The organism is Streptomyces sp. NPDC007971 (assembly GCF_042958635.1).
Classification (GTDB): Bacteria; Actinomycetota; Actinomycetes; order Streptomycetales; family Streptomycetaceae; genus Streptomyces.
The window spans coordinates 156,986-182,723 of the sequence record NZ_JBIBJK010000022.1 but is presented as its reverse complement, the minus strand read 5'-3'; the positions used below and the strand labels follow the sequence as shown (position 1 = coordinate 182,723).

General features: G+C 72.4%; 25 protein-coding genes. 17 read left to right on the top strand and 8 right to left on the bottom strand.

What is annotated here, in order from left to right; all coding sequences use genetic code 11:
• The 4 genes from ACFZCP_RS36585 to ACFZCP_RS36570 all read left to right on the top strand — a co-directional run.
• Nucleotides 1-731: cbb3-type cytochrome c oxidase subunit I (locus ACFZCP_RS36585; protein ID WP_391437090.1), on the top strand; the 731-nt coding region annotated here is incomplete at its 5' end.
• Nucleotides 728-1,063, top strand: a complete 336-nt coding sequence (locus ACFZCP_RS36580) for a hypothetical protein (RefSeq protein WP_391437085.1) — start codon at nucleotides 728-730, stop codon at nucleotides 1,061-1,063. The genes ACFZCP_RS36585 and ACFZCP_RS36580, both read left to right, overlap by 4 nt.
• 197 nt (nucleotides 1,064-1,260) lie before the next feature.
• On the top strand, nucleotides 1,261-1,818 hold the full coding sequence (locus ACFZCP_RS36575; RefSeq protein WP_391437082.1) for a DoxX family membrane protein: 558 nt from the start codon (nucleotides 1,261-1,263) through the stop codon (nucleotides 1,816-1,818).
• Between the two features lie 257 nt (nucleotides 1,819-2,075).
• Complete coding sequence (locus tag ACFZCP_RS36570; protein WP_391437134.1) at nucleotides 2,076-3,323, top strand: nucleotide disphospho-sugar-binding domain-containing protein; 1,248 nt, start codon at nucleotides 2,076-2,078, stop codon at nucleotides 3,321-3,323.
• Here ACFZCP_RS36570 and ACFZCP_RS36565 read toward each other — a convergent pair.
• On the bottom strand, nucleotides 3,310-4,335 hold the full coding sequence (locus ACFZCP_RS36565; protein ID WP_391437079.1) for an alcohol dehydrogenase catalytic domain-containing protein: 1,026 nt from the start codon (nucleotides 4,333-4,335) through the stop codon (nucleotides 3,310-3,312). The two genes, ACFZCP_RS36570 and ACFZCP_RS36565, sit on opposite strands and share 14 nt — an antisense overlap.
• 173 nt (nucleotides 4,336-4,508) lie before the next feature.
• Nucleotides 4,509-5,171, bottom strand: a complete 663-nt coding sequence (locus ACFZCP_RS36560; protein ID WP_391437074.1) for a TetR family transcriptional regulator — start codon at nucleotides 5,169-5,171, stop codon at nucleotides 4,509-4,511.
• Nucleotides 5,172-5,310: 139 nt separating this feature from the next.
• Between ACFZCP_RS36560 and ACFZCP_RS36555 the strand changes: the two genes are divergently transcribed.
• Nucleotides 5,311-6,570 (top strand): YncE family protein, encoded by a 1,260-nt coding sequence (locus ACFZCP_RS36555; protein WP_391437070.1) that lies wholly within the window; start codon nucleotides 5,311-5,313, stop codon nucleotides 6,568-6,570.
• Nucleotides 6,571-6,725: 155 nt separating this feature from the next.
• Here ACFZCP_RS36555 and ACFZCP_RS36550 read toward each other — a convergent pair whose 3' ends face one another.
• Nucleotides 6,726-8,591, bottom strand: coding sequence for an endoglycosylceramidase (locus tag ACFZCP_RS36550; protein WP_391437065.1), 1,866 nt, complete (start codon nucleotides 8,589-8,591; stop codon nucleotides 6,726-6,728).
• A 105-nt stretch (nucleotides 8,592-8,696) separates the two neighbouring features.
• Nucleotides 8,697-10,796 carry a GTP-binding protein gene (locus ACFZCP_RS36545; protein ID WP_391437062.1) on the bottom strand — a complete coding sequence of 700 codons (2,100 nt, stop codon included), beginning with the start codon at nucleotides 10,794-10,796 and terminating at the stop codon, nucleotides 8,697-8,699.
• A gap of 274 nt (nucleotides 10,797-11,070) precedes the next feature.
• Here ACFZCP_RS36545 and ACFZCP_RS36540 point away from each other — a divergent pair, with 274 nt between their 5' ends.
• The 8 genes from ACFZCP_RS36540 (at nucleotide 11,071) to ACFZCP_RS36505 (ending at nucleotide 18,986) form a co-directional block, all read left to right on the top strand.
• A complete protein-coding gene (locus ACFZCP_RS36540) occupies nucleotides 11,071-11,553 on the top strand; it encodes a 2Fe-2S iron-sulfur cluster-binding protein (protein WP_391437058.1) in 483 nt (160 codons plus the stop codon).
• Entirely contained in the window at nucleotides 11,550-13,913 is a 2,364-nt protein-coding gene (locus ACFZCP_RS36535; RefSeq protein ID WP_391437053.1) for a molybdopterin cofactor-binding domain-containing protein, read from the top strand. Before ACFZCP_RS36540 ends, ACFZCP_RS36535 begins: the two co-directional genes overlap by 4 nt.
• The gene (locus ACFZCP_RS36530) at nucleotides 13,910-14,764 is read left to right on the top strand and encodes an FAD binding domain-containing protein (RefSeq protein WP_391437049.1); all 855 of its coding nucleotides are present in this window, start codon (nucleotides 13,910-13,912) and stop codon (nucleotides 14,762-14,764) included. Before ACFZCP_RS36535 ends, ACFZCP_RS36530 begins: the two co-directional genes overlap by 4 nt.
• A gap of 15 nt (nucleotides 14,765-14,779) precedes the next feature.
• Nucleotides 14,780-15,655 carry an AAA family ATPase gene (locus ACFZCP_RS36525; protein ID WP_391437045.1) on the top strand — a complete coding sequence of 292 codons (876 nt, stop codon included), beginning with the start codon at nucleotides 14,780-14,782 and terminating at the stop codon, nucleotides 15,653-15,655.
• Between the two features lie 153 nt (nucleotides 15,656-15,808).
• Nucleotides 15,809-15,961, top strand: a complete 153-nt coding sequence (locus ACFZCP_RS36520; RefSeq protein ID WP_391437042.1) for a hypothetical protein — start codon at nucleotides 15,809-15,811, stop codon at nucleotides 15,959-15,961.
• A gap of 41 nt (nucleotides 15,962-16,002) precedes the next feature.
• Entirely contained in the window at nucleotides 16,003-17,214 is a 1,212-nt protein-coding gene (locus ACFZCP_RS36515) for a VWA domain-containing protein (protein ID WP_391437039.1), read from the top strand.
• The gene (locus ACFZCP_RS36510; RefSeq protein ID WP_391437035.1) at nucleotides 17,207-18,313 is read left to right on the top strand and encodes an XdhC family protein; all 1,107 of its coding nucleotides are present in this window, start codon (nucleotides 17,207-17,209) and stop codon (nucleotides 18,311-18,313) included. Before ACFZCP_RS36515 ends, ACFZCP_RS36510 begins: the two co-directional genes overlap by 8 nt.
• Nucleotides 18,314-18,329: 16 nt before the next feature.
• Nucleotides 18,330-18,986 carry an SRPBCC domain-containing protein gene (locus ACFZCP_RS36505; RefSeq protein ID WP_391437031.1) on the top strand — a complete coding sequence of 219 codons (657 nt, stop codon included), beginning with the start codon at nucleotides 18,330-18,332 and terminating at the stop codon, nucleotides 18,984-18,986.
• Between the two features lie 48 nt (nucleotides 18,987-19,034).
• On the opposite strand, the gene ACFZCP_RS36500 is transcribed toward ACFZCP_RS36505, so the two are convergent.
• A complete protein-coding gene (locus ACFZCP_RS36500; protein WP_391437028.1) occupies nucleotides 19,035-19,637 on the bottom strand; it encodes a GNAT family N-acetyltransferase in 603 nt (200 codons plus the stop codon).
• Between the two features lie 23 nt (nucleotides 19,638-19,660).
• The gene (locus ACFZCP_RS36495) at nucleotides 19,661-20,161 is read right to left on the bottom strand and encodes a YfcE family phosphodiesterase (RefSeq protein ID WP_391437023.1); all 501 of its coding nucleotides are present in this window, start codon (nucleotides 20,159-20,161) and stop codon (nucleotides 19,661-19,663) included.
• Nucleotides 20,162-20,282: 121 nt separating this feature from the next.
• Here ACFZCP_RS36495 and ACFZCP_RS36490 point away from each other — a divergent pair, with 121 nt between their 5' ends.
• The 4 genes from ACFZCP_RS36490 (at nucleotide 20,283) to ACFZCP_RS36475 (ending at nucleotide 23,977) form a co-directional block, all read left to right on the top strand.
• The gene (locus tag ACFZCP_RS36490; RefSeq protein ID WP_391437019.1) at nucleotides 20,283-20,720 is read left to right on the top strand and encodes a MarR family transcriptional regulator; all 438 of its coding nucleotides are present in this window, start codon (nucleotides 20,283-20,285) and stop codon (nucleotides 20,718-20,720) included.
• A 180-nt stretch (nucleotides 20,721-20,900) separates the two neighbouring features.
• Nucleotides 20,901-21,485 carry a hydrolase gene (locus tag ACFZCP_RS36485; protein ID WP_391437013.1) on the top strand — a complete coding sequence of 195 codons (585 nt, stop codon included), beginning with the start codon at nucleotides 20,901-20,903 and terminating at the stop codon, nucleotides 21,483-21,485.
• Nucleotides 21,486-21,914: 429 nt separating this feature from the next.
• Nucleotides 21,915-23,597 carry a cytochrome c oxidase subunit I gene (gene ctaD, locus ACFZCP_RS36480; protein ID WP_391437008.1) on the top strand — a complete coding sequence of 561 codons (1,683 nt, stop codon included), beginning with the start codon at nucleotides 21,915-21,917 and terminating at the stop codon, nucleotides 23,595-23,597.
• The gene (locus ACFZCP_RS36475; protein ID WP_391437003.1) at nucleotides 23,594-23,977 is read left to right on the top strand and encodes a cytochrome c oxidase subunit 4; all 384 of its coding nucleotides are present in this window, start codon (nucleotides 23,594-23,596) and stop codon (nucleotides 23,975-23,977) included. The genes ctaD and ACFZCP_RS36475 overlap by 4 nt, the downstream gene beginning before the upstream one ends.
• On the opposite strand, the gene ACFZCP_RS36470 is transcribed toward ACFZCP_RS36475, so the two are convergent.
• Both ACFZCP_RS36470 and ACFZCP_RS36465 read right to left on the bottom strand, forming a co-directional pair.
• Nucleotides 23,913-25,406, bottom strand: coding sequence for a cytochrome b N-terminal domain-containing protein (locus tag ACFZCP_RS36470; RefSeq protein ID WP_391437000.1), 1,494 nt, complete (start codon nucleotides 25,404-25,406; stop codon nucleotides 23,913-23,915). The two genes, ACFZCP_RS36475 and ACFZCP_RS36470, sit on opposite strands and share 65 nt — an antisense overlap.
• Nucleotides 25,403-25,675: a hypothetical protein gene (locus ACFZCP_RS36465; protein WP_391436997.1), complete on the bottom strand. Its 273-nt coding sequence runs from the start codon at nucleotides 25,673-25,675 to the stop codon at nucleotides 25,403-25,405. Before ACFZCP_RS36465 ends, ACFZCP_RS36470 begins: the two co-directional genes overlap by 4 nt.
• Between the last annotated feature and the right edge of the window lie 63 nt (nucleotides 25,676-25,738).

Genomic DNA, 25,738 nt, shown 5'->3' with positions numbered 1-25,738 from the left:
CCGGCGGTGTGCTGCTGCCGTTCTTCTCCTTCATGACCTTCCTGATCGCCGTACCGACCGGTGTGAAGTTCTTCAACTGGATCGGCACGATGTGGCGCGGCAGTCTGTCGTTCGAGACACCGATGCTGTGGGTGATGGGCTTCCTGGTGACGTTCGTCCTCGGCGGGCTGACCGGAGTGATGCTGGCCTCGCCGCCGCTGGACTTCCCGACCTCCGACACCTATTTCGTGGTGGCCCACTTCCACTACGTCATCTTCGGCACGGTGGTGTTCGCGATGTTCGCCGGCTTCCACTTCTGGTGGCCGAAGATGACGGGCAAGATGCTCGACGAGCGCCTCGGAAAAATCACCTTCTGGACGCTGTTCATCGGCTTCCACGGGACCTTCCTGGTCCAGCACTGGCTGGGCGTGAACGGCATGCAGCGGCGCATCCCCGACTATCTGGCGGTCGAGGGGCTGACCACGCTCAACACGGTCTCCACCATCTTCTCGTTCCTGCTCGGCTCGTCCCTGCTCCCGTTCTTCTACAACGTCTGGAAGACCGCCAAGTACGGCGAGAAGGTGGAGACCGACGACCCGTGGGGCTACGGCCGTTCACTGGAATGGGCGACCTCGTGCCCGCCGCCCCGGCACAACTTCCTCACGCTTCCGCGTATCCGCAGCGAGTCGCCGGCGTTCGACCTGCACCACCCCGAGGTGGCTTCGCCCGAGCGGGAGTTGACCGCGCGGTGAGCACCGGGAAGGAGCGCACGCTGGTCCAGGAGATCGAGGGGCATCTGCTGCTCGCCGCCGCACGGGAGGAGGGCCGTACGGCGGCGGCCCGGGTCGCCTCCCGCCTCGGCTGGCTCACCGACTCCCAACGCGACGACCTGGAACGGCACTTCGAGACGGAGTACCTGACGCTGGCCCGCACCTCGTGGCGGCACACCGCCGAACGCGCCGAGGAACTGCGGCACACGTACGAGAGCAGGTACCGGGCGCTCCGGCAGCGCCTGGTGGCCTGTTGCGTTCTGGGCGCTGCCGTGCTGGCGGCGACGGGCCTGCTGGTGCTGGCCGCCACCTGAGGGGCGCCGGCCGGGGAATCCATGTGCACGGCGGCCGCCCTGCACGTGCATTCCCCGGTCCCACCGCGGGGTGAAGGCCGGTCGCGGTGGGAGCAATCCCCGGCAGTCGCTTCTTCGTATATGGGTGAGTAAGCGCTCGTCGCGAAGTGACTGGCGGTGTCGGCCGGCGCTTCAGCCGTCCCTACGGGAGCAGTGCCATGCTTGCCCAGCGCATTTTGTACCGTCCGGTGAATCCAGAGGACTCACCGGCGCCCCGGGCCACTGTGCCGGCTTCGTACGCGGCGGACGCGGGGCTTTTGCTTCTCAGGCTCACTTTCGGTCTACTGATGGCCGCGCACGGTGCTCAGAAATTGTTCGGTGTTTTCGGGGGCAACGGTCTGGACGCGACCGGGAAGGGGTTCGCGGCGCTCGGTTACCGCCCGGGAAAACTGTTCGCCCTGATCTGCGGCCTCTCCGAGTCCCTCGGGGGCCTGGGCCTGGCCCTCGGGCTGCTCACACCGCTCGCTGCCGCCACCCTCATCGGCGTGATGATCAATGCCATGGCGACCGTCTCCGGCGCCCATGGTCTGTGGGAGACGAGCGGCGGGGTCGAATACAGCGTGTGCATCACCGTCGCCGCTCTGGCGATCGCCGCCATCGGCCCGGGCAGACTCGCCCTCGACCGCTTCTTCCGCTGGGGCAAGGGCGGCTGGGGCGAGGCCGCCTTCGCCCTCGGCCTGGGAGGTGCGTCCGCTGCGCTCGTGCTGATTCTGTGAAGCGGGCCGAGTCCGTGAACGGGCCGAGGCCGTGACACGGGCCGAGGCCGGGACACGGGCCGAGGCCGGGAGGCGGCCCGACCGAGTCCGTGGCACAGGTCGGCTGAGCCGGGGACACGGGCCGACCGGGTCCGCGACCCGCGAGGGCCGGGTCCGCGGCCCGGGCCGACCGAGCGGTGAAGTCGGCTCGCGGGGCCGGGGCGTTGGGCTGAGCGGGCCGCGATCCGGGCATACTGGCCGTCGTGCGCATTGCGGTCATGACTGCGGGTTCGCGGGGCGACGTGGCGCCCTACACCGGCCTCGGGCACCGGCTCGTCCGGGCCGGGCACGAGGTCACCCTGGTGACGCACGGCTGCTTCGAGCCCCTGGTGGCGGGCTCCGGGGTACGTTTCCACGCGCTCCCGGTCGATCCGCGCGCGGAACTGGAGTCCCCGCGGGGCCGAGGGCTGCACCGCAGCACCAGCGGCGCCGGAAAGCTGGTGCGCGTCGTCGAACTGGCCCGGCGCCTGGTCGGGCGGATGACCGACGACCTGGTGGCGGCGGCGCGGGACAGTGACGTCCTGCTGCTGTCGGCCTCGCTGGCGCCGCTCGGGCACACCGTCGCCGAGGGACTGCGGCTTCCGAGCATGGGCGTCTATCTCCAGCCGATCGCCCCCACCCGGGAGTTCGCCCCGCCCGTGCTCGGCGGCGGCTCCTTCGGAGCCCCGGGCAACCGGCTCACCGGCCATGGCGTGAACCTCGCGGTGGAGCATGTCTTCGCCGGCACCGTGCCCGCGGTCCGCGCCCGGCTCGGGCTGCCCCCGGTCCGCACCGGCACCGCACGGCGCGCCCGGGAGCGGCTGCTGTGGCCCGTGCACCACGGCTTCAGCCCGCTGGTGGTGCCCCGGCCACGGGACTGGCGGCCCGGCCTCGGGGTGTGCGGCTACTGGTGGCCCCACGACACCGCCACCCGGCTCCCGCCCGCACTGCTCGACTTCCTCGACGCGGGTCCGCCCCCGGTGTTCGTCGGGCTGGGCAGCGCGACCGTGCCGGACGCCGACCGGCTCAGCGCGCGGATCGTCGCAGCGCTGCGGCGGGCCGGGCTGCGGGGGGTGATCCAGCGCGGCTGGGGCGGCCTTGCGGCCGACGGCGACGACATGCTGACCGTCGGCGAGGTGCCGCACGCGGCGCTCTTCGGGAGGACGGCCGCCGTGGTCCACCACGCCGGTGCGGGCACGACCGCGGCGGGGCTGCGCGCCGGGGTGCCGGCCGTGCCGGTCCCGGTCCAGTTCGACGCGGGGTTCTGGGCCGCCCGGCTCGTCGCCCTGGGCGTCGCCCCCGCCGCCGTCCCGCTGCGCCGACTGACCGTCGGTGCCCTGTCCACGGCCCTGCTGCGGGCGACGCGGGACCCGTCGTACGGCGAGCGGGCCCGCGCGCTCGGCGTGCGGATCCGGGCGGAGGACGGGGTGATGCCGGTGCTGGAGGCGGTGAACGGGCTGGGCGGCCAACGCCTCAGTCGCTGGTGAGCACCATGCGGAAGCGGGCCTTGCCGGCGAGCATCTTGTCGTAGGCCTCGCCCGCGCGCTCCAGCGGTACGTGCTCGGTCGTCGGGCGGATGTTGTGCAGGACGCTGAACGCCATGGTGTCCTCGACGTCCTGCGAGGTGCCCGACGGGTGGCCGCGGACGATCCGGCCGGCCAGCAGCAGCTGGGCCGGGTTGATGCCCATCGGTGCGGTGTCCGCCCCGATGACGACCAGCTCGCCGCGGGGGGCCAGGCCGTCCACGGTGGCCGTGATGGCCTCGGAGTTCCCGGCGGTGGCCAGGACGGCCTTGGCACCGCCGAGGGCCTGCAACGCCTCCGCGACCGGGGTCCGGGAGGTGCTGTCGACGTAGTGGTGGGCGCCCAGCTGCTTGGCGAAGTCGGCCTTCTCGGGGCCGCGGGCGATCCCCACGGTCTCGAAGCCCATGGCGACCGCGTACTGGACCCCGAAGTGCCCCAGGCCGCCGAGGCCGAGCACGGCGACCAGGTCGCCCGGCCGGGCGGAGCTGCGCCGCAGTCCGTTGAACGTGGTCACGCCCGCGCAGGCCATGGGTCCGGCATCGCTCGCCGCGAGCCCCTCGGGGATCCGGGCCAGGGCGTCCATCGGCGCGATCACCTTCTCGCCGAAGCCCCCGTCGTAGGCCCACCCAGGGACCTTCAGGTTCGGGCACACGATGAAGTCGCCCGTGCGGCAGGGCGTGCAGTGGCCGCAGCTGCCGCCGAACCAGCCGACCGCCACCCGGTCGCCGACCTGCCAGCCCCGTTCCCGCACGCCCTGGCCGAGTTCCTCGATCCGCCCGGCGATCTCGTGTCCCGGTACCTCGGGGAACGACACGCCCGGTAGTGCATCGCTCACGAAGAGGGCGTCACTGTGGCAGACACCGCAGGCCTCCACGGCGATCCTCACCTGCCCGGGCCCGGGCTGCGGCACCTCTCTGTCGACCAGCTCGAACGTGCCGTTCGGGGCGGTCACCTGCGCGACTCGGTACGTACTCATGCGCTTCTCCGGAAAACGGGTACGACGGGCCCCTCGGTCCAGCACAACAGCTCCGGGCCGATCGCGCGCGTCGAGCGGTGCGCGCCCGCGGGCCGGGCGAGCCCCGGCCGAGGCGCCCCGGCCGGCGCGGCCGGGCAGGGGCGGGCGGCGCGACCGGGCGGGGGCGCAGAGGGTCAGGCGGCTTCCGGCCGCCAGCCCTCCGGCCGCAGGGTGCCGAGCAGTTGGCGGACCAGTTCGTCGACGACCTCGTCCAGGCTCGCGTCCACCCAGCCGGTGCTCCAGTCGTGCAGCAGACCGTTGACACTGCCGATGAAGGCCGTGGCCGCGAGGTGGTAGTCGCGGGGTGCCGCCTCCCCGCGGGCCACCGCCGCGTCGGCCTCGGCGCGGATCAGGGCGACCCACTGGGCACGGCGTGCCAGCCGCTGCTCCTCCAGGCGGGGGCTGACTCCGATGATCTCCACGAAGGCGATGCGGATGCGCCGCGGGTCGGAGGTGACGTCGCGTGCGTAGGCGTGGAAGAGCACGGCGACCCGTTCGGCCAGCGGCAGCCCCTCGGCCGCAGCAAGCGCGTCCAGCACCGCCCCTTCCGCCCAGTCGTTGACCTCCAGGTGCAGCGAGGCGAGCACGTCCTCCAGGGTGCGGAACTCCTCGTAGAACTGCCGGGTGGACAGGCCCGCCGCCTGGCTCAGCGCGGCGACCGTCGCCGTGCGGTAGCCCGGGCTGTCCCCGAACAGCTGCAGCGCCGCGTCCAGGAACCGGCGACGCCGCTCCGCCTGCCGTTCCTCGGCGGACCGGCCGCCATAACGGCCCGTCGGCGCCTTGAGCCTGCCTGTCACGCTTCCCCCTTTGTCACCCACCGGTGGCCCAATCTTGTCGTGCACACATCTTGTCGAGAAGGTCACCCCCTCCTTACTTTTCAGTAAGTCCACTGTGAATCCAGTCGTGTTCAGATTTCCCCGAGGAAAGAGAGCAGTCATGCCTGCCTCCAGAACCAGGCACCTGTGCTCCATGGCCGCCGCCCTCGTCCTGACCGTCGCCGGCCCGGCGACCGCCGCCTCAGCGGCCTCCGCCGCGTCCGGCGCCTCCGGTCTGCGCGAGGTGCTGTTCGTCGGCAACAACTGGGACGGCACCGCCGATGTCATCAAGTCCTCCGGCGACTTCGCGAAGGTCGGCCGCATCAACGTCGTCCCCGACAAGGACCAGCGGATGGCCGAGATCAACGCGGATCCCGTCAAGTGGATCTACTTCATGGCGATCCGCAACAGCGTCGGCGAGGGCCACGACCAGTTCGCCGACGACATGTACTCCACCCCGGACGGAAAGTCGGTCGTCGTCTCCCGCCCGAGCTTCGCGGACGTCGTCTCGATCGATCTGGCCACCGGAAAGCTCAACTGGCGTTTCCCGGTGGCCGGTTACCGCGCGGACCACATGGCCGTCTCGCCGGACGGCACCCGGGTCGCCGTCTCCGCCTCGACCGCCAACACCGTGCACGTCCTGGACATCGACACCGGCAGGCAGCTGGGGTCGTTCGCGACCGGTGACAAGCCGCACGAGAACATCTTCAGCAAGGACGGCAAGTACATCTGGAACATGTCCATCGGGGACGTCAACACCGCCCTGGACGATCCGGTCTGGGACTGGACGAAGGGCGACCGGCACATCACGGTCGTGGACGCGACGACGTACAAGCAGGTCAAGGTCATCGACATGCGCCAGCGACTGGACGCGATCGGGCTCAAGGACTTCTCCGACGCGGTGCGGCCCGCCGTCTTCTCCCCCGACGAGTCGAAGCTGTACTTCCAGGTGTCGTTCTTCAACGGCTTCCTGGAGTACGACGTGGCCGCCGACAAGATCACCCGGGTGAAGACGCTGCCGAAGAACCCGGCGACCAGCGAGGACCGCACCACCTGGGTCAACGACTCGCGCCACCACGGCATCTCGATGAATCCCGAGGGCACCAAGCTGTGCGTCGCGGGCACCATGGACGACTACGCCACGGTGGTCGACCGGGCCACCCTCCAGGAGGGCCCGCTGGTCCCCGCGTCCAAGCCGTACTGGGCCACGGTCAGCGGCGACGGCAAGGACTGCATCGTCTCCGAGAGCGGCGCCGACCAGGTCACGGCCATCGACTTCGCCACGGGACGGAAGGTAACGTCGGTCCCGGTCGGCGACCATCCGCAGCGGGTCCGGCTGGGACATGTCCAGGCCGACTGGACCGGTCCGACCGGCGGTTGACCGGGCCGGCCGACGGTTGACGGCTTCGGCCGGCGGTTGACGATCGGGCCGGCGATCGACGGTCCGGGGCGGCCGCACGGGTCACGCGGACCACCCGGACCACTCGGACCACGGTCTCCGGGATGCCCCCACTCACCCCGGAGGCCGTGCCGCCGTCAGAAGTGCGCCGCCGCCCACGCGGCCAGCTCGGACCCCGCCGCGCCCAGGAGGTCTGCCGAGGGCGCCGTCGCCCCGTTGGTCACCAGTGCGTAGTGCAGGACCCCGGAGTCCGTGTCGGTGATCAGCAGCCGGCGGCTGCCGGTGCCGCCCGGCTCGGGGGCCACGCCGACGGGAGTGGAGGGCGTGTAGGCGGGCGGTCCGTGGACCGTGCCCAGGTCGGAGACGACGGTGGTGGCGGTGGCCGGGAAGCCGGCCGGCAGATGCAGCTCGGTGGGGGCGGTGCCGCTGCCGGAGCGCCACACCAGCAGCCCGTACCGGCCCGAGCCCACCAGGCGTGCCACGTCGGGCAGCGTACTCGGCACCGGGTTCCAGGTCAGGGTGGCCGAACCGTCCCGGGAGCGGTCCTCGTAGGTGAACGCGAGGGTCGTGCCTGCGGTGGCGCTCGGGTAGATCCGGTCCAGCAGCCGGGCGTCCTGGCGCAGGGCCGCGTTCCCCGAGCCGTCGAGCTTCACTGCGGAGAGGTCCTCGCCGTTCCAGCCGTCGCCCGAGGTGAAGACCTTGTCCGGGTTTCCGTTCATCAGCTCGTGATGACGGCCGCTGTAGAGGTCCCACTGCCACTGGGAGCCGGAGAGCACCGGGCCGGAGGCGGCCGGGTTCGTCCACCAACTCCCGCCGGGAACCCGGGAGTCGAGCTCCTGATACATCGCCTTCAGGACGGTCGGCGCCTTGTCGGACACCGTGCCGGACAGCGGATGGCCGAACTCGCTGACCATGGCTGCGGTGCCGGCCGCCGAGGCGCGGTCCCGGACGGCCGCGAAGTCGGAGGCGTACTGCCCGTCGGCCGCCTTGCCCCACATCAGGATGCCGGAGATGGCCTTCTGGTCGTAGAAGTGCGTGTTGAGGACGTAGTCGGGGCCGAGCGTGCCCGCGTCCAGCAGTCCGCCCTCCTGCCTCTGGGTGGAGATGTTGGCGTTCCAGAAGAGGTTCGGCTCGACGAAGGCGGGCTTGTCCTGCCAGCCGGCGGCGTCCATGCGGGCCCGGAACCTCCCGTAGAACGGCCACAGCAGGTCGCGTTCCCAGGCGCGGGAGGTCTGCCCGGAGTCGTAGCTGCCCGCATACGGCTCGTTGTACGGGTCGAAGCCGACGACACCCGCGAACTCGTCCTCGCTCAGGTGCTGCCGGAGGTAGGTCATGGCCGCCTGGGCCGTGGTGAGGAAGGCGTCCTGCAGACCGTGGGCGTTGTGCCAGAAGTCGTACTGGGCCTGCTGCACGGCCGCGTTCTGGGTGATGTTCTGGCCCCAGAACAGGCAGATGCCGCAGTACTCCTGGGGGTAGTTCCCGGCATCCACGGCCCACCCGGGGGCGCCGTCACCCGTGTACCAGCTGCCCGCGTCGAACAGGTACCGGGAGGAGAGGTCCTGGTGGAAGTCGGGGTAGACCCGGATGCCCGCGTCCAGAAAGACCCGCAGCTGCTCGGTGACGGCGCCCAGGTAGGCGGTGTCCACCTGGCCGCGGACGGGTTCCGCGTGCGCCCAGGAGAGCAGGAAGCGGACCGCGTTGCCGCCGCCCAGCGCGCGCAGAGCGGTCGCCGACGTGCGGGCGTCGGCGACCGAGGCGAACGGCAGGCCGTTGTTCTCCTCCAGCTTGGTCTCGCCGGAGACGTTGTAGCCGCGCAGCACAACCTCACGGCCCTCCCCGTCGAGGAAGCGGCCACCCCGGACGGTGAGCGGGGTGCCGTCGAACCAGAGGGAGCCGGAGGGGACGGCGGGGGTGACGGCGGCGACGGGCGGGGCGCCCGCCACCGTCAGGAATCCGCAGAGGACGACCAGCACGGTCAGCAGACGCACCCGAATGCTCGACATGGACACCACAATCCGGCGACCCTCGGATGACGTCAATACTCCTGACTCATGGGTAAGTTGACTGTCGGTCAGAGCCCCGGATGCGGGCCGGACTCTCCGTCCGCCTCAGTCGCCCACCCTGCGCGTCACGTTCAGCAGGTACTCCTTCCGGTCGAGCGGGTTGTGGTCGGTGCGCGGCCGCTCGGGGGTGGGGCCCCGGGTGACCGGCGCATAGCGCTCGAAGGCGGTCTCCAGCTCCCCCTCGCCCCGGGTGAGACCCGGCAGCCGCTGCTCCAGCCCATGGACCCGGGCGGCGGGGACGACGCCTTCCAGGAGGACCGCCGGCCCCTGCGCGCCGGCGCTCTCCGGCACCGCCCCCAGCCGGGCGAGCACCGGCAGCAGGGCGCCCAGCGTGTCCGCCGGGGCCTCGACGCGGAAGCGGTGCATCGGCTCGTGCACCTGGGTGCCCGCCCGGCGCAGCGCCTCGATCAGGACGAGCGGGGTCAGCCCCCGGAAGTCGTAGCCGGTGCTCGACATGCTCTTGTCGAATCCCTGGTGGGCGTGGCTCTGCCGGGGCGAGTAGCCGGAGTGGGTCATGGTGACGGTGCAGTCGGTGACCTGCCAGCCGTGCAGCCCCTGGCCGAGCGTCTCGCGGACCGTGTCCTCGACAGCCTTGAAGAAGGCGTACGGCATGGAGCCCAGCTCCACCTCCAGACGGAACCGCACGCCCGAGCCGATCGGGGCCGGATCGACGCGCAGTCCGACGGTGGCGAGGAAGGGGTTGGGGTCCTTCTTGTTGAACTCCACGGCGCATCCGGTGCCCGCCGGCCGCTCGATGCACAGGGTGGTGGTCTCCCGGAAGCTCACGTCCAGGCCGTACTCCTCGGCGAGGGTGGCCTGGACGACCTCCTTCTGCACCTCGCCGTAGAGGGAGACGGAGGTCTCCCCGCGCCGCTCGTCGTGGCGGACACCGATGAGCGGGTCCTGTTCGGCGAGCTGGGTCAGCGCGAGGTGCAGGGACCGCCGGTCCGTGCCCGGGCACGGGACGACGACGGTCTCCAGGGTCGGCGGCGCGAAGTGGTGCTCGTACGCCCTGCCGGGCACACCGAGCGCATCGCCGATCCGGATGGCGCCGAGGCCCCACACCTTCGCGATCCGGCCCGCCCCGACGGCGTCCTGCCGGACGTCGGCACCAGCGTCGAAGGCGGTCAGCGCGGTGACCCTGCCCTCCCGCGGGCCGCCCCCGCCCTGCCGCGAGGCACTCCCGCCCTTCTGCGAGGCACCCCCGCCCTTCTCCCGGCCGGTCCCGGCGCCCTCCCGGCCGTTCCCGGCGTCGTCGCCCCGGCCGGTCAGATCGTCCTCGCGGGCGGTGCCGAACGGGATGCGGTCGCGGACGTGCAGGGTGCCCGAGAAGATCCGCGCGTAGGCGATCTTCTCCCCCGCCGGGCCCCGCTCGACCTTGAACACCGTGCCGGACAGGGGGCCGTCCGGGTCGCCGCCGGCGCGGGGCAGCAGCCGCTCGATGCCGGTGATCAGCGCGTCCGCTCCGGCGCCGGTGATGGCGGACCCGAAGACGACCGGGTGGACCAGGGCCTGCCGGGTCTGGGCGGCGAGGGCGGTGCGCAGACGGACGTCGGGGACACCGCCGTCCACATAGGCACTGAGCAGGTCGTCGTCGTGATCGGCGAGCACGTCCAGGGCGGACGGGCCGAGGCCCGGGACGAAGCGGGCGGCACGGGTGCCGAGCCCGGCGGCCCTGCCCAGCGGCACGAGCGGTACGGCCAGCCTGCGCGCCATCTCCCGCAGCACGGCCTCACCACGGGCGCCGCGCCGGTCGATCTTGTTGACGAAGACGAGGGTGGGAATGCGCAGCCGCCGCAGGGTGCGCATGAGGACCCTGGTCTGCGCCTGGACGCCCTCGACGGCCGAGACGACCAGGACGGCTCCGTCGAGCACGCCGAGCACCCGCTCCACCTCGGCGATGAAGTCGGGGTGACCGGGGGTGTCGATGAGGTTGACGGTCACTCCCCGCAGCGGGAAGGACACCACCGCCGACTTGATGGTGATGCCGCGCCGGCGCTCCAGCGCCAGGGTGTCCGTCCGGGTGCTGCCCGCGTCGACGCTGCCGATCTCGTCGGTCACTCCGGCCGTGTGCAACAGCCGTTCGGTCAGGCTGGTCTTACCGGCGTCTACGTGCGCGAGAATTCCAAGATTGAGCAGATGCACTGAGCGTGATGTCCTTCGGCATGGGTGGGGTTCCTTCCTGGGTGGACATGCACGCAGTGCGCATCTCGGGTCCTCTCCGTGTGACATCGGGTCGCAGCAGTGCAGCAGGGCCGCCCCCGCGAGAGCAATGGATTAACGCTCAACAAAAACCGCGGCAGCACTCGCCGTCGCCGGAACGCAGTCATAGAGTGACCTACATCATCACGCTATTACCGACTTACTCCGTTCCCATCCCGCTTTCCCCTCGCTCCTGCCCGCACGGCCTGGAGGGCACATGACCCACATCAAGGTGAACGTGGACGGCACGGCCTACGAGGACGACGTGGAACCCCGTCTGCTCCTGGCCCACTACCTGCGCGACCGCCTCGGCCTGACCGGCACCCCGATCGGCTGCGACACCTCGAACTGCGGCGCGTGCACGGTCGATCTGGACGGGGCGACCGTCAAGAGCTGCTCGGTGCTGGCCGTACAGGCGGACGGAGGCGAGGTGACCACCGTCCAGGGGCTCGCGCACAACGGCGAGTGGACGGCGCTGCAGCGCACCTTCCACGAGCGTCACGGTCTGCAGTGCGGGTACTGCACACCCGGGATGATCATGGCGGCGCGCGATCTGCTGCGCGAGAACCCGCACCCCACCTCCGACGAGGTCCGCCAGGCCCTGGAAGGCAACCTCTGCCGGTGCACCGGCTACCAGAACATCGTCCGCGCGGTGCTCGCCGCCTCCGGGCAGCAGGTCGGCGAGGAGGTCACGGCATGACCGGTCAGGCCGTCGAACACGAGGTCGGCCGCGCCCGCCTGCGCAAGGAGGACGCGCACCTGATCACGGGCCAGACCAACTGGACCGACAACATCCAGGTGGCCGGACTGCTGCACCTGGCCGTCCTGCGGAGCCCGATGGCTCACGCCCGCATCACTCGCGTCGACGTCTCCCCGGCCCTCGAACGCCCCGGTGTCGTAGCGGCGTTCAGCGGCGCCGACCTGGCGGAGGGGCTGGGCTCGCTGCCCTGCGCCTGGCCGGTGACCGAGGACATCGTGCATCCCGACCACCCTCCGATCGCCGTCGACGAGGTCCGCTACGCCGGTGACCCGGTGGCCGTCGTGGTGGCCCGCGACCGGTACGCGGCGGCCGACGCGCTGGAGGCGATCGAGGTCGACTACGACCCGCTGCCCCCGGTGCTCGACCTGGAGGCGGCACTGGCGGACGACGCCCCGCTGGTCCACGCCGACAAGGGCACCAACCGCTGCTACACCTGGCCGCTCGCCACCGGCGAGAGCTTCGCGTCCGTACGGCAGCGCGCCGATGTCACCGTCAAGCGCCGCTACCACCAGCAGCGGCTCATCCCCAACGCCATGGAGCCGCGCGCGGTCGTCGTCACGCCGCTCGCCGCCTCCGGCGAGTACACGGTCTACTCGGCGACCCAGATCCCGCACATCCTGCGGATCATGCTGGCCACGGTCACCGGGATCCCCGAGCACAAGCTGCGGGTGATCGCCCCGGACGTCGGCGGCGGCTTCGGCTCCAAGCTCCAGGTCTACGGCGAGGAGGCCCTCGCGCTCGCGGTCGCCCGCAGGCTCGGCCGCCCGGTGAAGTGGACCGAGTCCCGCTCCGAGGGCTATCTGGCGACCCATCACGGCCGGGGCATGATCCAGGACATCGAGGTCGCCGCCACCCGCGAGGGCAGGCTGCTCGGCATCAAGGTCGACCTGCTCGCCGACATGGGCGCCTACCTGATGCTCGTCACCCCGGGCATCCCGATCCTCGGCGCGTTCATGTACTCGGGGATCTACAAGACGGACGCCTACGACTTCACCTGCACCGGCGTCTTCACCACCCGCACGCCGACCGACGCCTACCGCGGCGCCGGACGCCCGGAGGCGACCTTCGCCATCGAGCGGATCATGGACGAGCTTGCCGCCGAACTCGGCCTGGATCCCATCGAGTTGCGGCGACGGAACTGGATCCGGCACGAGGAGTTCCCGTACACCACGGTCGCCGGGCTCACCTACGACAGCGGCAACTACGAGGCGGCGACGGAGAAAGCGCTCGCCCTGTTCCGGTACGACGAGCTGCGCGCCGAGCAGCGGGAGCGCAGCGAGCGCGGCGACCCCGTACGCCTCGGCATCGGCGTGTCGACGTACACGGAGATGTGCGGGCTCGCCCCGAGCCGGGTGCTGCGCGATCTGAGATACGCGGCCGGCGGCTGGGAGGCGGCGAGCATCCGCATGCTGCCCACCGGCAAGGTCGAGGTCGTCACCGGCACCAGCCCGCACGGGCAGGGGCACGAGACCTGCTGGAGCCAGATCGCGGCCGACGTGCTCGGGGTGCCGTTCGAGGACGTCGAAGTCCTGCACGGCGACACCAAGTCGGCCCCGCAGGGCATGGACACCTACGGCTCGCGGTCGCTGGCCGTCGGCGGCGAGGCCGTGCACCGGGCGGCGACCAAGGTGGTCGAGAAGGCCCGGAAGGTCGCCGCGCACCTGCTGGAGGCGAGCGAGCAGGACCTGGAGTTCACCGGCGGCGTGTTCTCCGTGAAGGGCTCGCCGGAGGCGCGCAGGACCATCCAGGAGGTCGCGTTCGAGACGTTCACCTCGCACGACCTGCCCGACGGCGTCGAGCCGTCCATCAATGCCGAGACCCTCGTCGACCCGGAGAACTTCTCCTACCCGCACGGCACCCACCTGTGCGCGGTCGAGGTCGACACCGAGACGGGTGCGACCCGCATCCGGTCCTACGTCTGCGTCGACGACGTCGGCCGGGTCGTCAACCCGACGATCGTCGAGGGGCAGGTGCACGGCGGCATCGCGCAGGGCATCGCGCAGGCCCTGTTCGAGGAGGCCGTGTACGACGGCGAGGGCAACCTCGTCTCCGGCACCATGGCCGACTACCTCGTGCCGTCGGCCGCGGACCTGCCGGACTTCGTGACCGACCGGACGGAGACCCCGGCGGCCTCCAACTCCATGGGGGTCAAGGGCGTCGGCGAGTCCGGGACGATCGCCTCGACACCCGCCGTCGTCAACGCCGTCGTGGACGCGCTCAGGCCGCTGGGCGTGCACGACGTACGGATGCCCTGCACCCCGGAGCGGGTGTGGCGAGCCGTGAAGGAGGCGACGGCATGATTCCCCCGGCATTCGAGTACGCCCGGCCGGACAGCGTCGAGGAGGCGGTGCGGGCGCTCGCGGACGCGGGCGAGGACGGGAAGGTGCTGGCCGGCGGGCAGAGTCTGCTGCCGCTGCTGCGCCTGCGGCTGGCCTTCCCGGAGCTGGTCGTGGACGTCGGCCGGATCCCCGGTCTGCGCGGCGTCCGCGAGGACGGCGACACCCTCGTCATCGGTGCGCTCACCACGCACCACGACGTGCTCCACGACCCGCTGGTGCGCCGGCACGCCGGTCTGCTGGCGGCCGCGACGGCCACCGTCGCCGACCCCGCCGTACGGCACCGAGGCACCCTGGGCGGCTCGCTCGCGCACGCCGACCCGGCCGGGGACCTGCCCGCGGTGATGCTGGCCCTGGACGGTGAACTGGTCGCCGCCGGGCCGGGCGGGCGGCGCACCATCCCGGCCCGGGACTTCTTCGTGGACTACCTCCAGTCGGCCCTCGCGCCCGACGAACTCCTCGTGGAGATGCGGGTGCCGAAGACCGACGGCTGGACCTTCCACTACGAGAAGTTCCACCAGGTCGCCCAGGCCTGGGCGATCGTCGGCGTGGCGGCGCTGGTGCGGCGCACCGACGGGCACGTCGCCGAGGCGCGCATCGGACTCACCAACATGGGCGCGACCCCGCTGCGGGCCACGGCGGCCGAGCAGGCACTGGCGGGTGCCGACGGTCCCGAGGCCGTGGCCCGGGCCGCCGAGGCGGCGGCCGAGGGCACGCACCCGTCGCAGGACCTGTCCGCCTCGCCCGGATACCGGGAGCACCTCGCGCGGGTGCTGACCAGGCGGGCGGTGCTGACCGCCGCCGGAATGGGGTGAGCGCCGATCACCCGGATGGACGACCCGGAGCAGGTGGGGGCCCGCCTGGAGGAGACGGGCTACCTCGTCGACGAAGGACTCGCCGTCACCTGCTTCCTGGCCCTGAAACTGCACCGGCCGCTGTTCTGCGAGGGCGACGCGGGCGTGGGCAAGACCGCGCTCGCGACCGCGCTGGCCGGGGCGCTCGGCGCGCCGCTGATCCGGCTGCAGTGCCACGAGGGCATCGACGCATCCCAGGCCCTGTACGACTGGGACTTCCCTCGGCAGCTGCTGCATCTGAGGGCCGCCGAGGCAGCCGGTGTCCAGGACGCGGAGCGCCTGGAGAGCGAGCTGTACGACCAGCGCTTCCTCGTCGCCCGGCCACTGCTGCAGGCCCTGCGGACCCAGCCGTCGGTGCTGCTCGTCGACGAGATCGACCGGGCCGACGACGAGTTCGAGGCGTTCCTGCTGGAGCTGCTGTCCGAGTACTCCGTCACGATCCCGGAGATCGGCACGCTGCGGGCCGAGGAACCGCCGGTGGTCGTCCTGACCTCGAACCGGACCCGGGAGGTGCACGACGCGCTGAAACGGCGGTGTCTCTACCACTGGTTCGACCATCCGTCCTTCGCCCGCGAACTGGCCATCGTGCGGACCCGGTTGCCAAAGGTGTCGGCACGGCTGGCCGAGCAGGTCACCGCGCTGGTGCAGGCGCTGCGGGGCGCGGACCTGGTCAAGCCGCCCGGGGTGGCCGAGACGATCGACTGGGCCGAGGCGCTGGCCGCGCTGGGGGCGACCGAGGTGGACGCGGACCTGGCCGTGGCGACCCTGGGATCGGTCCTGAAGTACCGCGAGGACACGGACCGGGCACGGGGACTCGATCTCGCCGCCGTCCTGTCGGCCCGGGGGACGTGACCGCCATGACCGGCACGGGACACGAGAGGCAAGGGGCCGCGGAGAGGGAGGGGGCTGCGGGGATCGAACGCCGGACTCCGCCGGGGCCGGGAGGACCACTCCGGCCAGGGGGCGCGGGCGGGGCGGGACAGCCGGGAGAGCTTGGAGGGCCAGGTGAGCCGGGAGGGCCAGTCCGGGCGGGAGAGCCGGGAGGGCCGCTGCGGACAGGAGACGCAGGCCGGGCGGGAGAGCCGGGAGAGCCACTCCGGGCAGCAGACGCAGACCGAGTGGGAGACCCGGGCCGGGCGGGAGACGCAGGTCGAGTAGGAGAGCCGGAAGAGCCACTCCGAGCAGCAGACGCAGGCCGAGTGGGAGACGCAGGCCAGGCGCGACAGCCGGGGGAGCCCGTACGGGCAGGAGACGCGGGCCCGGCGGCGGATGCCGTGCTCGTGGGGTTCGTGCGGGCGCTGCGGGCGGCAGGGGTCGACGCGAGTACCGAGCGGCTGTACGCGTTCCTGCGCGCCGTGGACGTGCTGCGGCCCGGGATGCGGGCGGACGTCTACTGGGCGGGACGGGCGACGCTGTGCGGCGGGCACGACGACTTGGATCGGTACGAGCGGGTGTTCGCCGCGTACTTCGGGCCGGCCGGCCAGGGCGCCCGGCAGGGAGTACGGGCCGCTCCCCCGCCCCGGATGCGGCTCGCCGTACGGGACGCGCCCGCCGGAGCGCGCGGGCCGGGCGGCAACGAGCCCCTCGGGCCGCCCGCCGCCGCCCTCGCCAGCGCCGCGGAAGTGCTGCGCCACCGCGACGTCGCCGATCTGGACGCCACCGAGCGCACCCAGCTCAACCGGCTGCTCGCGGCCTTCGCCCTGCACGGACAGACCCGGCGTTCGGCCCGGCGGCGGCCCGCCCGGCGCGGGGACGTCGACCCGCGCCGGACCGTACGGGAGCTGCTGCGGCGCGGCGGTGAGCCGGCCCTGCTGCGGCGGCACGCGCGCGTGCGGCAGCCCCGTCGGGTCGTTCTCCTCGTCGACGTGAGCGGCTCGATGGCGCCCTACGCCGACGCGCTGCTGCGGTTCGCCCATGCGGCGGTGCTCGCGGGCCGCACCGAGGTGTTCACCATCGGCACCCGGCTGACCCGGGCCACCCGCGAGCTCTCGCACCGGGACCCGGACCTGGCGATGGCGGCCCTGGCTGCGGCCGTGCCGGACTGGCGCGGCGGCACCCGGCTCGGCGAGCTGCTGCGCGAGTTCCTCAACCGCTGGGGGCAGCGCGGCATGGCGCGCGGCGCGGTCGTCGTCCTGCTCTCGGACGGCTGGGAGCGCGACGATCCGGAGCTGCTCGGCGCGCAGATGCGCCGCCTGCACGGGCTGGCGCACCAGGTGATCTGGGCCAACCCCCGCAAGGCCCGCCCCGGCTATGCGCCGCTGGCCGCCGGGATGGCGGCGGCCCTGCCGAGCGTGGACGTCTTCGTCGAGGGCCACAGCCTGGCGGCACTGGAGCGGCTGGCTGCGGTGGTGCGCGGGGCGGAGGCCGCCGAGGTCTCTGCGGCCCCGGGGAAAGGAGCGGAGCGTGCGTGAGATTCTGCCGGCGCTGGAGCGCTGGTATGCCGACCGGACGCCGTTCGGTCTGGCCACTGTCGTCTCGGTCAGCCGCAGCGCGCCGCGCGGACCCGGCGCCGCCATGGCCGTGGGGTCCGGCGACGAGGTCGTGGGCAGCGTCTCCGGGGGCTGTGTGGAAGGCGCGGTGTACGAACTGGCGCAGGAGGTGGTGGCGAGCGGCGAGGCGCGGCTCGCCACCTTCGGTTACAGCGACGAGGACGCGTTCGCGGTCGGCCTCACCTGCGGTGGCGAGATCACCGTGCTGGTGCGGCCCGTGACGCCCGGGACCGACCCGGCCTTCGGCGCGGTCGCCGCGTCCGTCGCCGCGGGCGAGCCGGTGACCGCGGCCACGGTGGTCGACGGGCCCGCCCCGCGCGGGGCCACGCTGGCCGTCTGGCCGGACACCGTGGCCGGGACACTCGGCGCGAGCGGCCTCGATGCCGCGGTCACGGCCGACGCGCGCGGCGAACTCGCCCTCGGCGCCTCGGTGCTCCGGCACTACGGGCCGCACGGGGAGCGCCGCGAGGACGCCGTCACGGTGTTCCTGCAGTCGTTCGCGCCACCGCCGCGCATGCTGGTCTTCGGCGCGATCGACTACGCGGCCGCGGTGGCCCGAGTCGGCGACTTCCTCGGCTACCGGGTCACCGTGTGCGACGCCCGCCCGGTCTTCGCCACGCCCAAGCGCTTCCCGGCCGGTGTCGAGGTCGTCGTCGAATGGCCGCACCGCTATCTCGGGAGCACCGAGACCGATGAGCGCACGGTGATCTGCGTCCTCACCCACGACCCGAAGTTCGACGTGCCGCTGCTCAAGGAGGCGCTGCGCCGGCCCGCCGCCTACATCGGGGCGATGGGCAGCCGCCGCACCCACGACGAGCGGCGCGAGCGGCTGATCGAGGCGGGTGTGACGGAGGCCGAACTGGCCCGGCTGCGCTCGCCGCTCGGGCTGGACCTCGGGGCGCGCACGCCCGAGGAGGTCGCCGTGTCCGTCGCCGCCGAGATCGTCGCCCTGCGCTGGGGCGGCAGCGGCGCGCCCCTGACCACGACCGCGGGGGCCATCCACCACCCCGCCGCTTTGTGAGTGCGAGGAGGAACCCATGGAGCTGCAGCACGAGTTCACGGTCCCCGTCCCGGTCGACGACGCCTGGCGCGCGCTCCTCGACATCGAGCGTGTCGCGCCCTGTCTGCCGGGCGCGGTGGTCGAGGAGTACGACGGCACCACTGTCACCGGTTCGGTGAAGGTGAAGGTCGGGCCGGTCACGGTGACCTACCGGGGCACCGCGGTGTTCGAGGAGAAGGACGACGCGGCCCACCGGATGGTGCTCGTGGCGAGCGGCCGGGAGACCCGCGGGCAGGGTACGGCCCGGGCGACGGTCACCGGCTCGCTGAGCGAGCGTGACGGGGGCACGGCCGTGTCGGTGCGGACCGATCTGGCGGTGACCGGGCGTCCCGCGCAGTTCGGCCGTGGGGTACTGGCGGAGGTGGGCGACCGGCTGGTGGGCCAGTTCGCGGCCTGCCTCGCGGAGCGGCTCGGCGAGCGGCCGCCACCGGCGGCCGACGAACAACCGGAGCTGCCCCCCGCGGACGACGACGCGGTGGAGCCGCTCGACCTCCTGCGCGCGGCCGGGGTGCCGGTCGCGAAGCGGGCGGCGGCCGCGGCTGCGGTGGGCGCCGCACTGGCGGTGGTGGCCACCTGTGTACGACACCGGAGACGTCCCCGGCCCGGCCACCGTCACCGGCCCCGGCACCGGTAGACACCCCACCCGACCCGCACGCCCCGGCCCCGACTCGGCCGGACCGGCTCAGTCGGCTTGTTCTGCCCCGGCCACCAGCGCGTGCAAGTGCTCGTCGTGCCAGCCGTCGGCGTGCAGCAGCGAGGAGCGCATGGTGCCCTCGAAGGCGTATCCGGCCTTCTCGGCGACCCGGCAGGAGGCCGTGTTGGCAACGGCGTGGCACAGCCGCAGCCGGTGCAGGCCCAGGTCGTCCAGGGCCCACCGGCCGAGCCGCCGGGACGCCTCCACGACGATGCCTCCGCCGCGCGCGGCCGGCAGCACCCAGTACATGACGTCGGCGCTGCCACCGGCCAGGTCGACGGCGTGGAGCCCGGTGAGCCCGAGCGGCGCGCCGCCGGGCCGGGCGATCGCCCACACGGCGCCGGTCTCGGCCCGCCACCGCTCGTGCATGCGCCCGATCCGGGCGCGGGCCTCGTCCCGGCTGCCGACGGAGAACAGGTTCCACTGCCGGATCGCCGGATCCTGCCCGCCTTCGAGCAGCGCGTCGGCGTCGGCGTCGTCGGTCCGCCAGGGCCGCAGCTCCAGGCCGCCCGGCAGGTCGAGGACCGGCTGCTCCTGCTCGGCCATGCGGCCCGCGGGGACGACGGCGGGTATGTCGAAGTCGTTGATCATCGGTGCATCGTCCCACGGGCCCGCTACCGCTGGGGCAGACGCCACAGGGTGACGTCGGTGAGCGCGCCGTCGGTGAGGGTCGCCGTGAGGTAGGTGCAGTGCGGCTGGCGGCGGCGGTCGGTCGGGGAGCCGGGGTTGAGCAGCCGCAGCCCGCCGGGGGCGACGGTGTCCCAGGGGATGTGGCTGTGGCCGAAGACCAGGACGTCGAGGTCGGGGAAGCGTGCGGCACAGCGGGCCTCGCGGCCCTGGGCGGGACCCGTCTCGTGCACCACGCCGAAGCGCAGGCCGTCCAGTTCGGCGTAGGCCACTTCGGGGAGGCGGGCCCGCAGGTCGGGGCCGTCGTTGTTGCCGTGGACGCCGATGAGCCGACGGCTGCGGCTCTCGAGCAGGTCGAGGGTGGCGGTATCGACCCAGTCACCTGCGTGGAACACGACGTCCGCGTGCGGGAGTTCGGCGAGCAGTTGGCCGGGGAGCCGTTTCGCGCGCTTGGGGAGGTGGGTGTCGGACATCAGGAGCAGACGCACGCCCTCAGCCTAGGGGCCCCGGACCGCCGCACACCTCGGGGACATCGCCCAGCTCCTTCACTCAGGCAAGACTGAACAGTTCAAGCTGGACAGTTTCATCTGTCCGTCCTACCCTGGCGGCATGGAGCACACCCCGGACTCCGCCGTCCGCGCCGCGCTGGACCTGCGCGTGGTCTTCAGCCGGCTGCGGCGTCGCATCCGCGAGGTCGCGCAGGACGCCGACCTCACGCCGTCCCAGGAGTCGGCGCTGTCCCTGGTCGGCAAGCACGGCGCGGCCACGGCCAGCGCCCTGGCCGCCGCAGAGGGAGTGCGGCCGCAGTCGATGGCGACCACGCTGGCCGCCCTGGACCGGCACGGCCTCATCCGGCGTGCCCCCGACCCCGACGACGGCCGCCGTCAACTGGTCACCCTCACCGAGTCCGGCCGGACCCGGGTCGAGGGCAACAGGCAGCTGCGCGAGGAGTGGCTGGCCCGCGCCTTCCAGGACCGCTACACCGAGGAGGAGCGGCAGACGGTCCTGACGGCGCTGGAGCTGCTGGAACGGCTCTCACGTCCGTGACGTCCGGACCCACCCGCCGGCCCGGGGCGTCCGCCGCCGCGGCGTTCCCGTACCGCGCCGATACGGCCGGGCCGCGCGGCCCGGCCCTCTTCATACCCGCCGGCCCGGCCCTGGCGCCGGCAACGATCCCGCCCGGCCGTCCCCTCGGCCGGCTCACCCCTCGAAAGGCCTGACCGCCTCATGTCGCTCACTACCCTCGACGCCCGTACCGCCCTCGTCGCGATCGACCTCCAGGCCGGCATCACGGGCATGCCCACCCAGCCGTACCCCGCCGCCGACGTCGTGTCCCGTACGGCGGAACTGGCCGACGCGTTCCGCTCCCGCGGCCTGCCCGTGGTCCTCGTCCGGGTCTCCTTCGCCCCCGACTGGGCGGACGCCGTCTCCGGCCGGACCGAGCAGCAGGCCCGCGGCCTGGCCTTCCCCGAGGGTTGGGACGTCATCGTCGACGAACTGTCCGGCCATCCGGGAGACATCCGCGTCACCAAGCACAACTGGAGCGCTTTCCACGGCACCGACCTGGACGTCCAGCTGCGCCGCCGCGGCATCACCCAGATCGTCCTCACCGGCATCTCCACCAGCATCGGCGTCGAGTCCACCGCCCGTGACGCCTACGCCCACGGCTACCACGTCACCCTCGCCACCGACGCGATGGCCGACAGCGACCCCGAGGCGCACGCGGGCAGCGTCGAGCGGATCTTCCCGCGGCTCGGCGAGAGCGGGACGACGGCGGACGTCCTGGAACTGCTGTCCAAGACCCACGCCTGACCGCCCGGCCCGGCCCCGGAGCGGCAGCGGGCGTTCACCCGGACATCCGCTCGCACCGGGGCCGGGTTGGCATGCGACCACGCGTGAACCGTGCCGTCACGCCAACGAGTGACGAATGGACGGGGCTTGGAGGGCAGCTACCGGTGATGGTCAGCGCCATCGCCCCGCGCGCAACCCCGGCCCGTACACCGAGGACCGCCCCACCTCACTGCCGCGGCAGCCGCTGCCCCGGACGCCTACGAGGTGATTTTCGACGAGGCCCCGGAGCTCTGTGGTCTGCGCCCCAACGGCAACTCTCCGGATCGGCCCGTCCCCTGCCCCCGTTCGTCACGGTGATGTCGCGCCGGTGCCGTGGGCGGTTCACGCGGTGGTGAGTGCAGGGCGTGGCGCGGGCCGGGGGCTCGGGCACGGGGAGTAGCGTCACCGGAGATGACCGAACTACCCGAATTGCCGGACACGCGAGAGATCGTCGCGCGGTACACGGCTCCCGCCCCGCGGCCGGGCCGGGCTCTGCTGCGCTGGGTGTCCACGACCGATCACAAGGTGATCGGGCGGCTCTACATGGTGACGGCGTTCTGCTTCTTCCTGCTGGCCGGGCTGCTGGCCCTCGCCATGCGCGCCGAACTGGCCCGGCCCGGCCTGCAGTTCCTGAGCGAGCAGGGCTACGACCAGTTCTTCACCATCCACGGCACCATCATGATGCTGCTGTTCGCGACGCCGATGTTCGCCGGCTTCACCAACGCCGTGATGCCGCTGCAGATCGGCGCGCCGGACGTGGCCTTCCCGCGGCTGAACGCGCTGTCGTACTGGATGTACCTGTTCGGCGGGCTGATGGTGGTGTCCGGGTTCCTGGTGCCGGGCGGGGCGGCCGCCTTCGGCTGGTTCGCGTACGCGCCGCTGAACAGTGCCTACTTCTCCCCCGGCGCGGGCGGTGACCTGTGGGTGATGGGCCTGGTGGTGGCCGGTGTGTCCACGACGCTCGGCGCGGTCAACTTCATCGCGACGATCATGTGCCTGCGCGCGCCGGGCATGACGATGTTCCGGATGCCGATCTTCACCTGGAACGTGCTGTTCACCTCGATCCTCGTGCTGCCCGCGTTCCCGGTGCTGACGGCGGCGCTGCTGGTGCTGGAGGCCGACCGGAAGTTCGGGGCACACGTCTTCGACGCGGCGAACGGGGGCGCGCTGCTGTGGCAGCACCTGTTCTGGTTCTTCGGGCATCCCGAGGTGTACATCGTCGCGCTTCCGTTCTTCGGGATCATCTCGGAGATCCTGCCGGTCTTCTCGCGCAAGCCGCTGTTCGGCTATCTGCCGATGGTCGGGGCGACGATCGCGATCACCATGCTGTCGGCGGTGGTGTGGGCGCACCACATGTTCGCGACGGGCGCGGTGCTGCTGCCGTTCTTCTCCGCGATGTCGTTCGTGATCGCCGTGCCCACGGGCATCAAGTTCTTCGCGTGGATCGGGACGATGGTGCACGGGTCCGTCTCGTTCGAGACACCGATGCTGTGGTCGCTGGGGTTCCTGGTGTCCTTCCTGCTGGGCGGACTGAGCGGGGTGCTGATCGCCTCGCCGCCGCTGGACTTCCACCTGACCGACTCGTACTTCATCGTGGCGCATCTGCACTATGTGCTGTTCGGCACGGTGGTGTTCGCGATGTTCGCCGGGTTCTACTTCTGGTGGCCGAAGCTCACCGGGAAGATGCTGGACGAGCGGCTCGGCAAGCTGCACTTCTGGCTGCTGTTCCCGGCCTTCCAGCTGACCTTCCTGGTGCAGCACTGGCTGGGCGAGGAAGGCATGCCGCGCCGGTACGCGGACTATCTGCCCGCGGACGGCTTCACGCTGCTCAACAGCATCTCGTCGCTGGGGGCGTTCCTGCTCGGCATCTCCACCCTGCCGTTCCTCTACAACGTCTGGCGCACCGCCGCCAAGGGGGAGAAGGTCACGCAGGACGATCCGTGGGGGTGGGGACGGGCCCTGGAGTGGGCGACGTCCTGTCCGCCGCCGCGCCACAACTTCCTGGCGCTGCCCCGGGTGCGCTCGGAGTCTCCGGCCTTCGACCTGCACCATCCGGAGGTCGAAGGCGTCGCCGAGCGGGAGGGACCGCGGTGAGGACGGAGGCGATCCTGTTCGGCGGGGTGGCGGTGTTCTTCGGCGGGTCCGCGGCCCTGTACGGGGTGTGGTCGGGGGACGAGACGGGCACGACCGCGCTGGTCGTGGCGTCCGGGATGGCGGCGCTGGTCGCGTTCTTCTGCCTGATCCAGTACCGGCGCCGGGGAGTGCGGGCCCAGGACCGTACGGACGCGGAGGTGGTGGACGGGGCCGGGCCGGTGGCGTTCTTCCCGGACGAGAGCGTGTGGCCCGTGGTGACCGCGCTCGGGTTCGCCGTGACGGCGACCGGTGTCGTCTTCGGGCTGTGGCTGTTCCTCATCGGTCTGGGTGTTCTGACCCGCGGCGTGTTCGGTCTGGTGTTCCAGTACGCGCGCCGGTGAGCGGTCTGCGCGGCGCGCCGGGCCGGAACCGCTCGACGGGTTCGTGGTCGTCGTCGTAGCCGCCGGTGACGCTCTGGCGGATCTCGCCGGTGGGCACACCCTCGGCGAGACGCTCGCACTCGGCCGCGGTCAGCGCCCGGCACAACCAGCGGGTCAGCACGAAGGCGAGGACGGGGGCAGCGACGAGGGCGACGCGCAGGATCCAGGTCAGGGCATTGACGGAGATGCGGAAGGTCTGGGCGATGATGTCGTTGCCGCCGGCCACCAGCAGCACGGCGTAGAAGACCGTGCCGGCCACGCCGAGGCCGGTGCGCACCGGGCGTTCGCGCGGCCGGTCGCACAGGTGCTGCTCCCGCTGCCACTCCCCCGTCAGGCGCTGTTCCACGAACGGATAGGCGTACAGCACGGTGAACAGCAGGCCGGGCAGGACGACGGCCGGGAGCAGCACGTTCCACATGAGCGTGTGTCCGGCGACGTCGGTCTCCCACGGCGGCACCATGCGCAGGGCCCCTTCCAGGAAGCCGACGTACCAGTCGGGCTGGGAGCCGGTGGAGACCACGTCGGGGCGGTAGGGGCCGTAGTTCCAGATCGGGTTGACCTGGGCGACGCCGGACAGCAGCACGAGCACGCCGGCGACGGTCAGGGAGAGGCCCGCGGACAGGGCGGTGAAGTGCGGGAAGAGCGGTTTGCCCAGGGCGTTGCCCTGGGTGCGGCCGGGGCCGCGCCACTGGGTGTGCTTGAGAGTGAAGACCAGCATCAGATGCACCGTCACCAGCGCGATGAGAGCGCCGGGGAGCAGCAGGATGTGCACCGGGTAGAGGCGGGTGACGATGTCGTGCCCGGGATACTGGCCGCCGAAGGCGAAGAAGGCCACGTACGTCCCCACCACCGGCAGGGAGAGCATGATGCCCTGGGCGATGCGCAGGCCCGTGCCGGAGAGCAGGTCGTCGGGGAGCGAGTAGCCGGCGAAACCCTCGGCGAGCGCGAGGACGAAGAGGGTCAGCCCGATGGTCCAGTTCAGCTCGCGGGGCCGGCGGAAGGCGCCGGTGAAGAAGATCCGCAGCATGTGCAGGCCGATCGCGGCGACGAACACCAGGGCGGCCCAGTGGTGGGCCTGCCGCATCAGCAGGCCCCCGCGCACGTCGAAGCTGATGCGCAGCGTGGAGTCGAAGGCCGCCGACATGAGGACGCCGCGCAGCGGGACGTAGGAGCCGTCGTAGACGACCTCGCGCATCTCCGGCTGGAAGAAGAACGTCAGCCACACCCCGGTCAGGATGAGCACGAGGAGGCTGTAGAGGGCGAGTTCGCCGAGCAGGAAGGACCAGTGCTCGGGGAACGCCTTGCGCAGCAGCGCCCCGCCCTCCATGACGGGCAGCCGGGCGTCCGCCGCGTCGGCGAGCCGCTCGGCGCGTCGGCCCGCCCGGCTCATGTGTCCTCCGTCGCCGCCGCCCGCTCCACGTCGGCCTCCACCTCGACGCGCGGCCGGCCCGTCTCCCGCGCGTAGTCGTTCACCGCGGTCTGCACGTCCCGCGCGAGGTCCCGCCAGGCGCGCAGGGCGGTCTCGTAGGTGCCCGACTGGGCGCCCGTCATGCCCTGCTCGGCGGGCGGCCCGTAGGTGTCGCGCAGTTCCTCGACCATGCGCTGGGCCGCGCCCGCCGCGCGCTGCTTCTCCACGAGTTCTTCGAAGGTGTGTGCCACGCCGACCGACCCTAGGCACCGGTGGCGTCCGCGCCGCTCCGACCTGCCGGGAGCGGCTGCGAC

Excerpts from the sequence above, each read along its gene's own strand:
- ACFZCP_RS36575 (WP_391437082.1), top strand. The coding sequence starts at position 1,261 with ATGCTTGCCCAGCGCATTTTGTACCGTCCGGTGAATCCAGAGGACTCA.
- ACFZCP_RS36570 (WP_391437134.1), top strand. The coding sequence starts at position 2,076 with ATGACTGCGGGTTCGCGGGGCGACGTGGCGCCCTACACCGGCCTCGGG.
- ACFZCP_RS36565 (WP_391437079.1), bottom strand. The coding sequence starts at position 4,335 with ATGAGTACGTACCGAGTCGCGCAGGTGACCGCCCCGAACGGCACGTTC.
- ACFZCP_RS36555 (WP_391437070.1), top strand. The coding sequence starts at position 5,311 with ATGCCTGCCTCCAGAACCAGGCACCTGTGCTCCATGGCCGCCGCCCTC.
- ACFZCP_RS36550 (WP_391437065.1), bottom strand. The coding sequence starts at position 8,591 with ATGTCGAGCATTCGGGTGCGTCTGCTGACCGTGCTGGTCGTCCTCTGC.
- ACFZCP_RS36540 (WP_391437058.1), top strand. The coding sequence starts at position 11,071 with ATGACCCACATCAAGGTGAACGTGGACGGCACGGCCTACGAGGACGAC.
- ACFZCP_RS36535 (WP_391437053.1), top strand. The coding sequence starts at position 11,550 with ATGACCGGTCAGGCCGTCGAACACGAGGTCGGCCGCGCCCGCCTGCGC.
- ACFZCP_RS36530 (WP_391437049.1), top strand. The coding sequence starts at position 13,910 with ATGATTCCCCCGGCATTCGAGTACGCCCGGCCGGACAGCGTCGAGGAG.
- ACFZCP_RS36525 (WP_391437045.1), top strand. The coding sequence starts at position 14,780 with ATGGACGACCCGGAGCAGGTGGGGGCCCGCCTGGAGGAGACGGGCTAC.
- ACFZCP_RS36505 (WP_391437031.1), top strand. The coding sequence starts at position 18,330 with ATGGAGCTGCAGCACGAGTTCACGGTCCCCGTCCCGGTCGACGACGCC.
- ACFZCP_RS36500 (WP_391437028.1), bottom strand. The coding sequence starts at position 19,637 with ATGATCAACGACTTCGACATACCCGCCGTCGTCCCCGCGGGCCGCATG.
- ACFZCP_RS36490 (WP_391437019.1), top strand. The coding sequence starts at position 20,283 with ATGGAGCACACCCCGGACTCCGCCGTCCGCGCCGCGCTGGACCTGCGC.
- ACFZCP_RS36485 (WP_391437013.1), top strand. The coding sequence starts at position 20,901 with ATGTCGCTCACTACCCTCGACGCCCGTACCGCCCTCGTCGCGATCGAC.
- ctaD (WP_391437008.1), top strand. The coding sequence starts at position 21,915 with ATGACCGAACTACCCGAATTGCCGGACACGCGAGAGATCGTCGCGCGG.
- ACFZCP_RS36470 (WP_391437000.1), bottom strand. The coding sequence starts at position 25,406 with ATGAGCCGGGCGGGCCGACGCGCCGAGCGGCTCGCCGACGCGGCGGAC.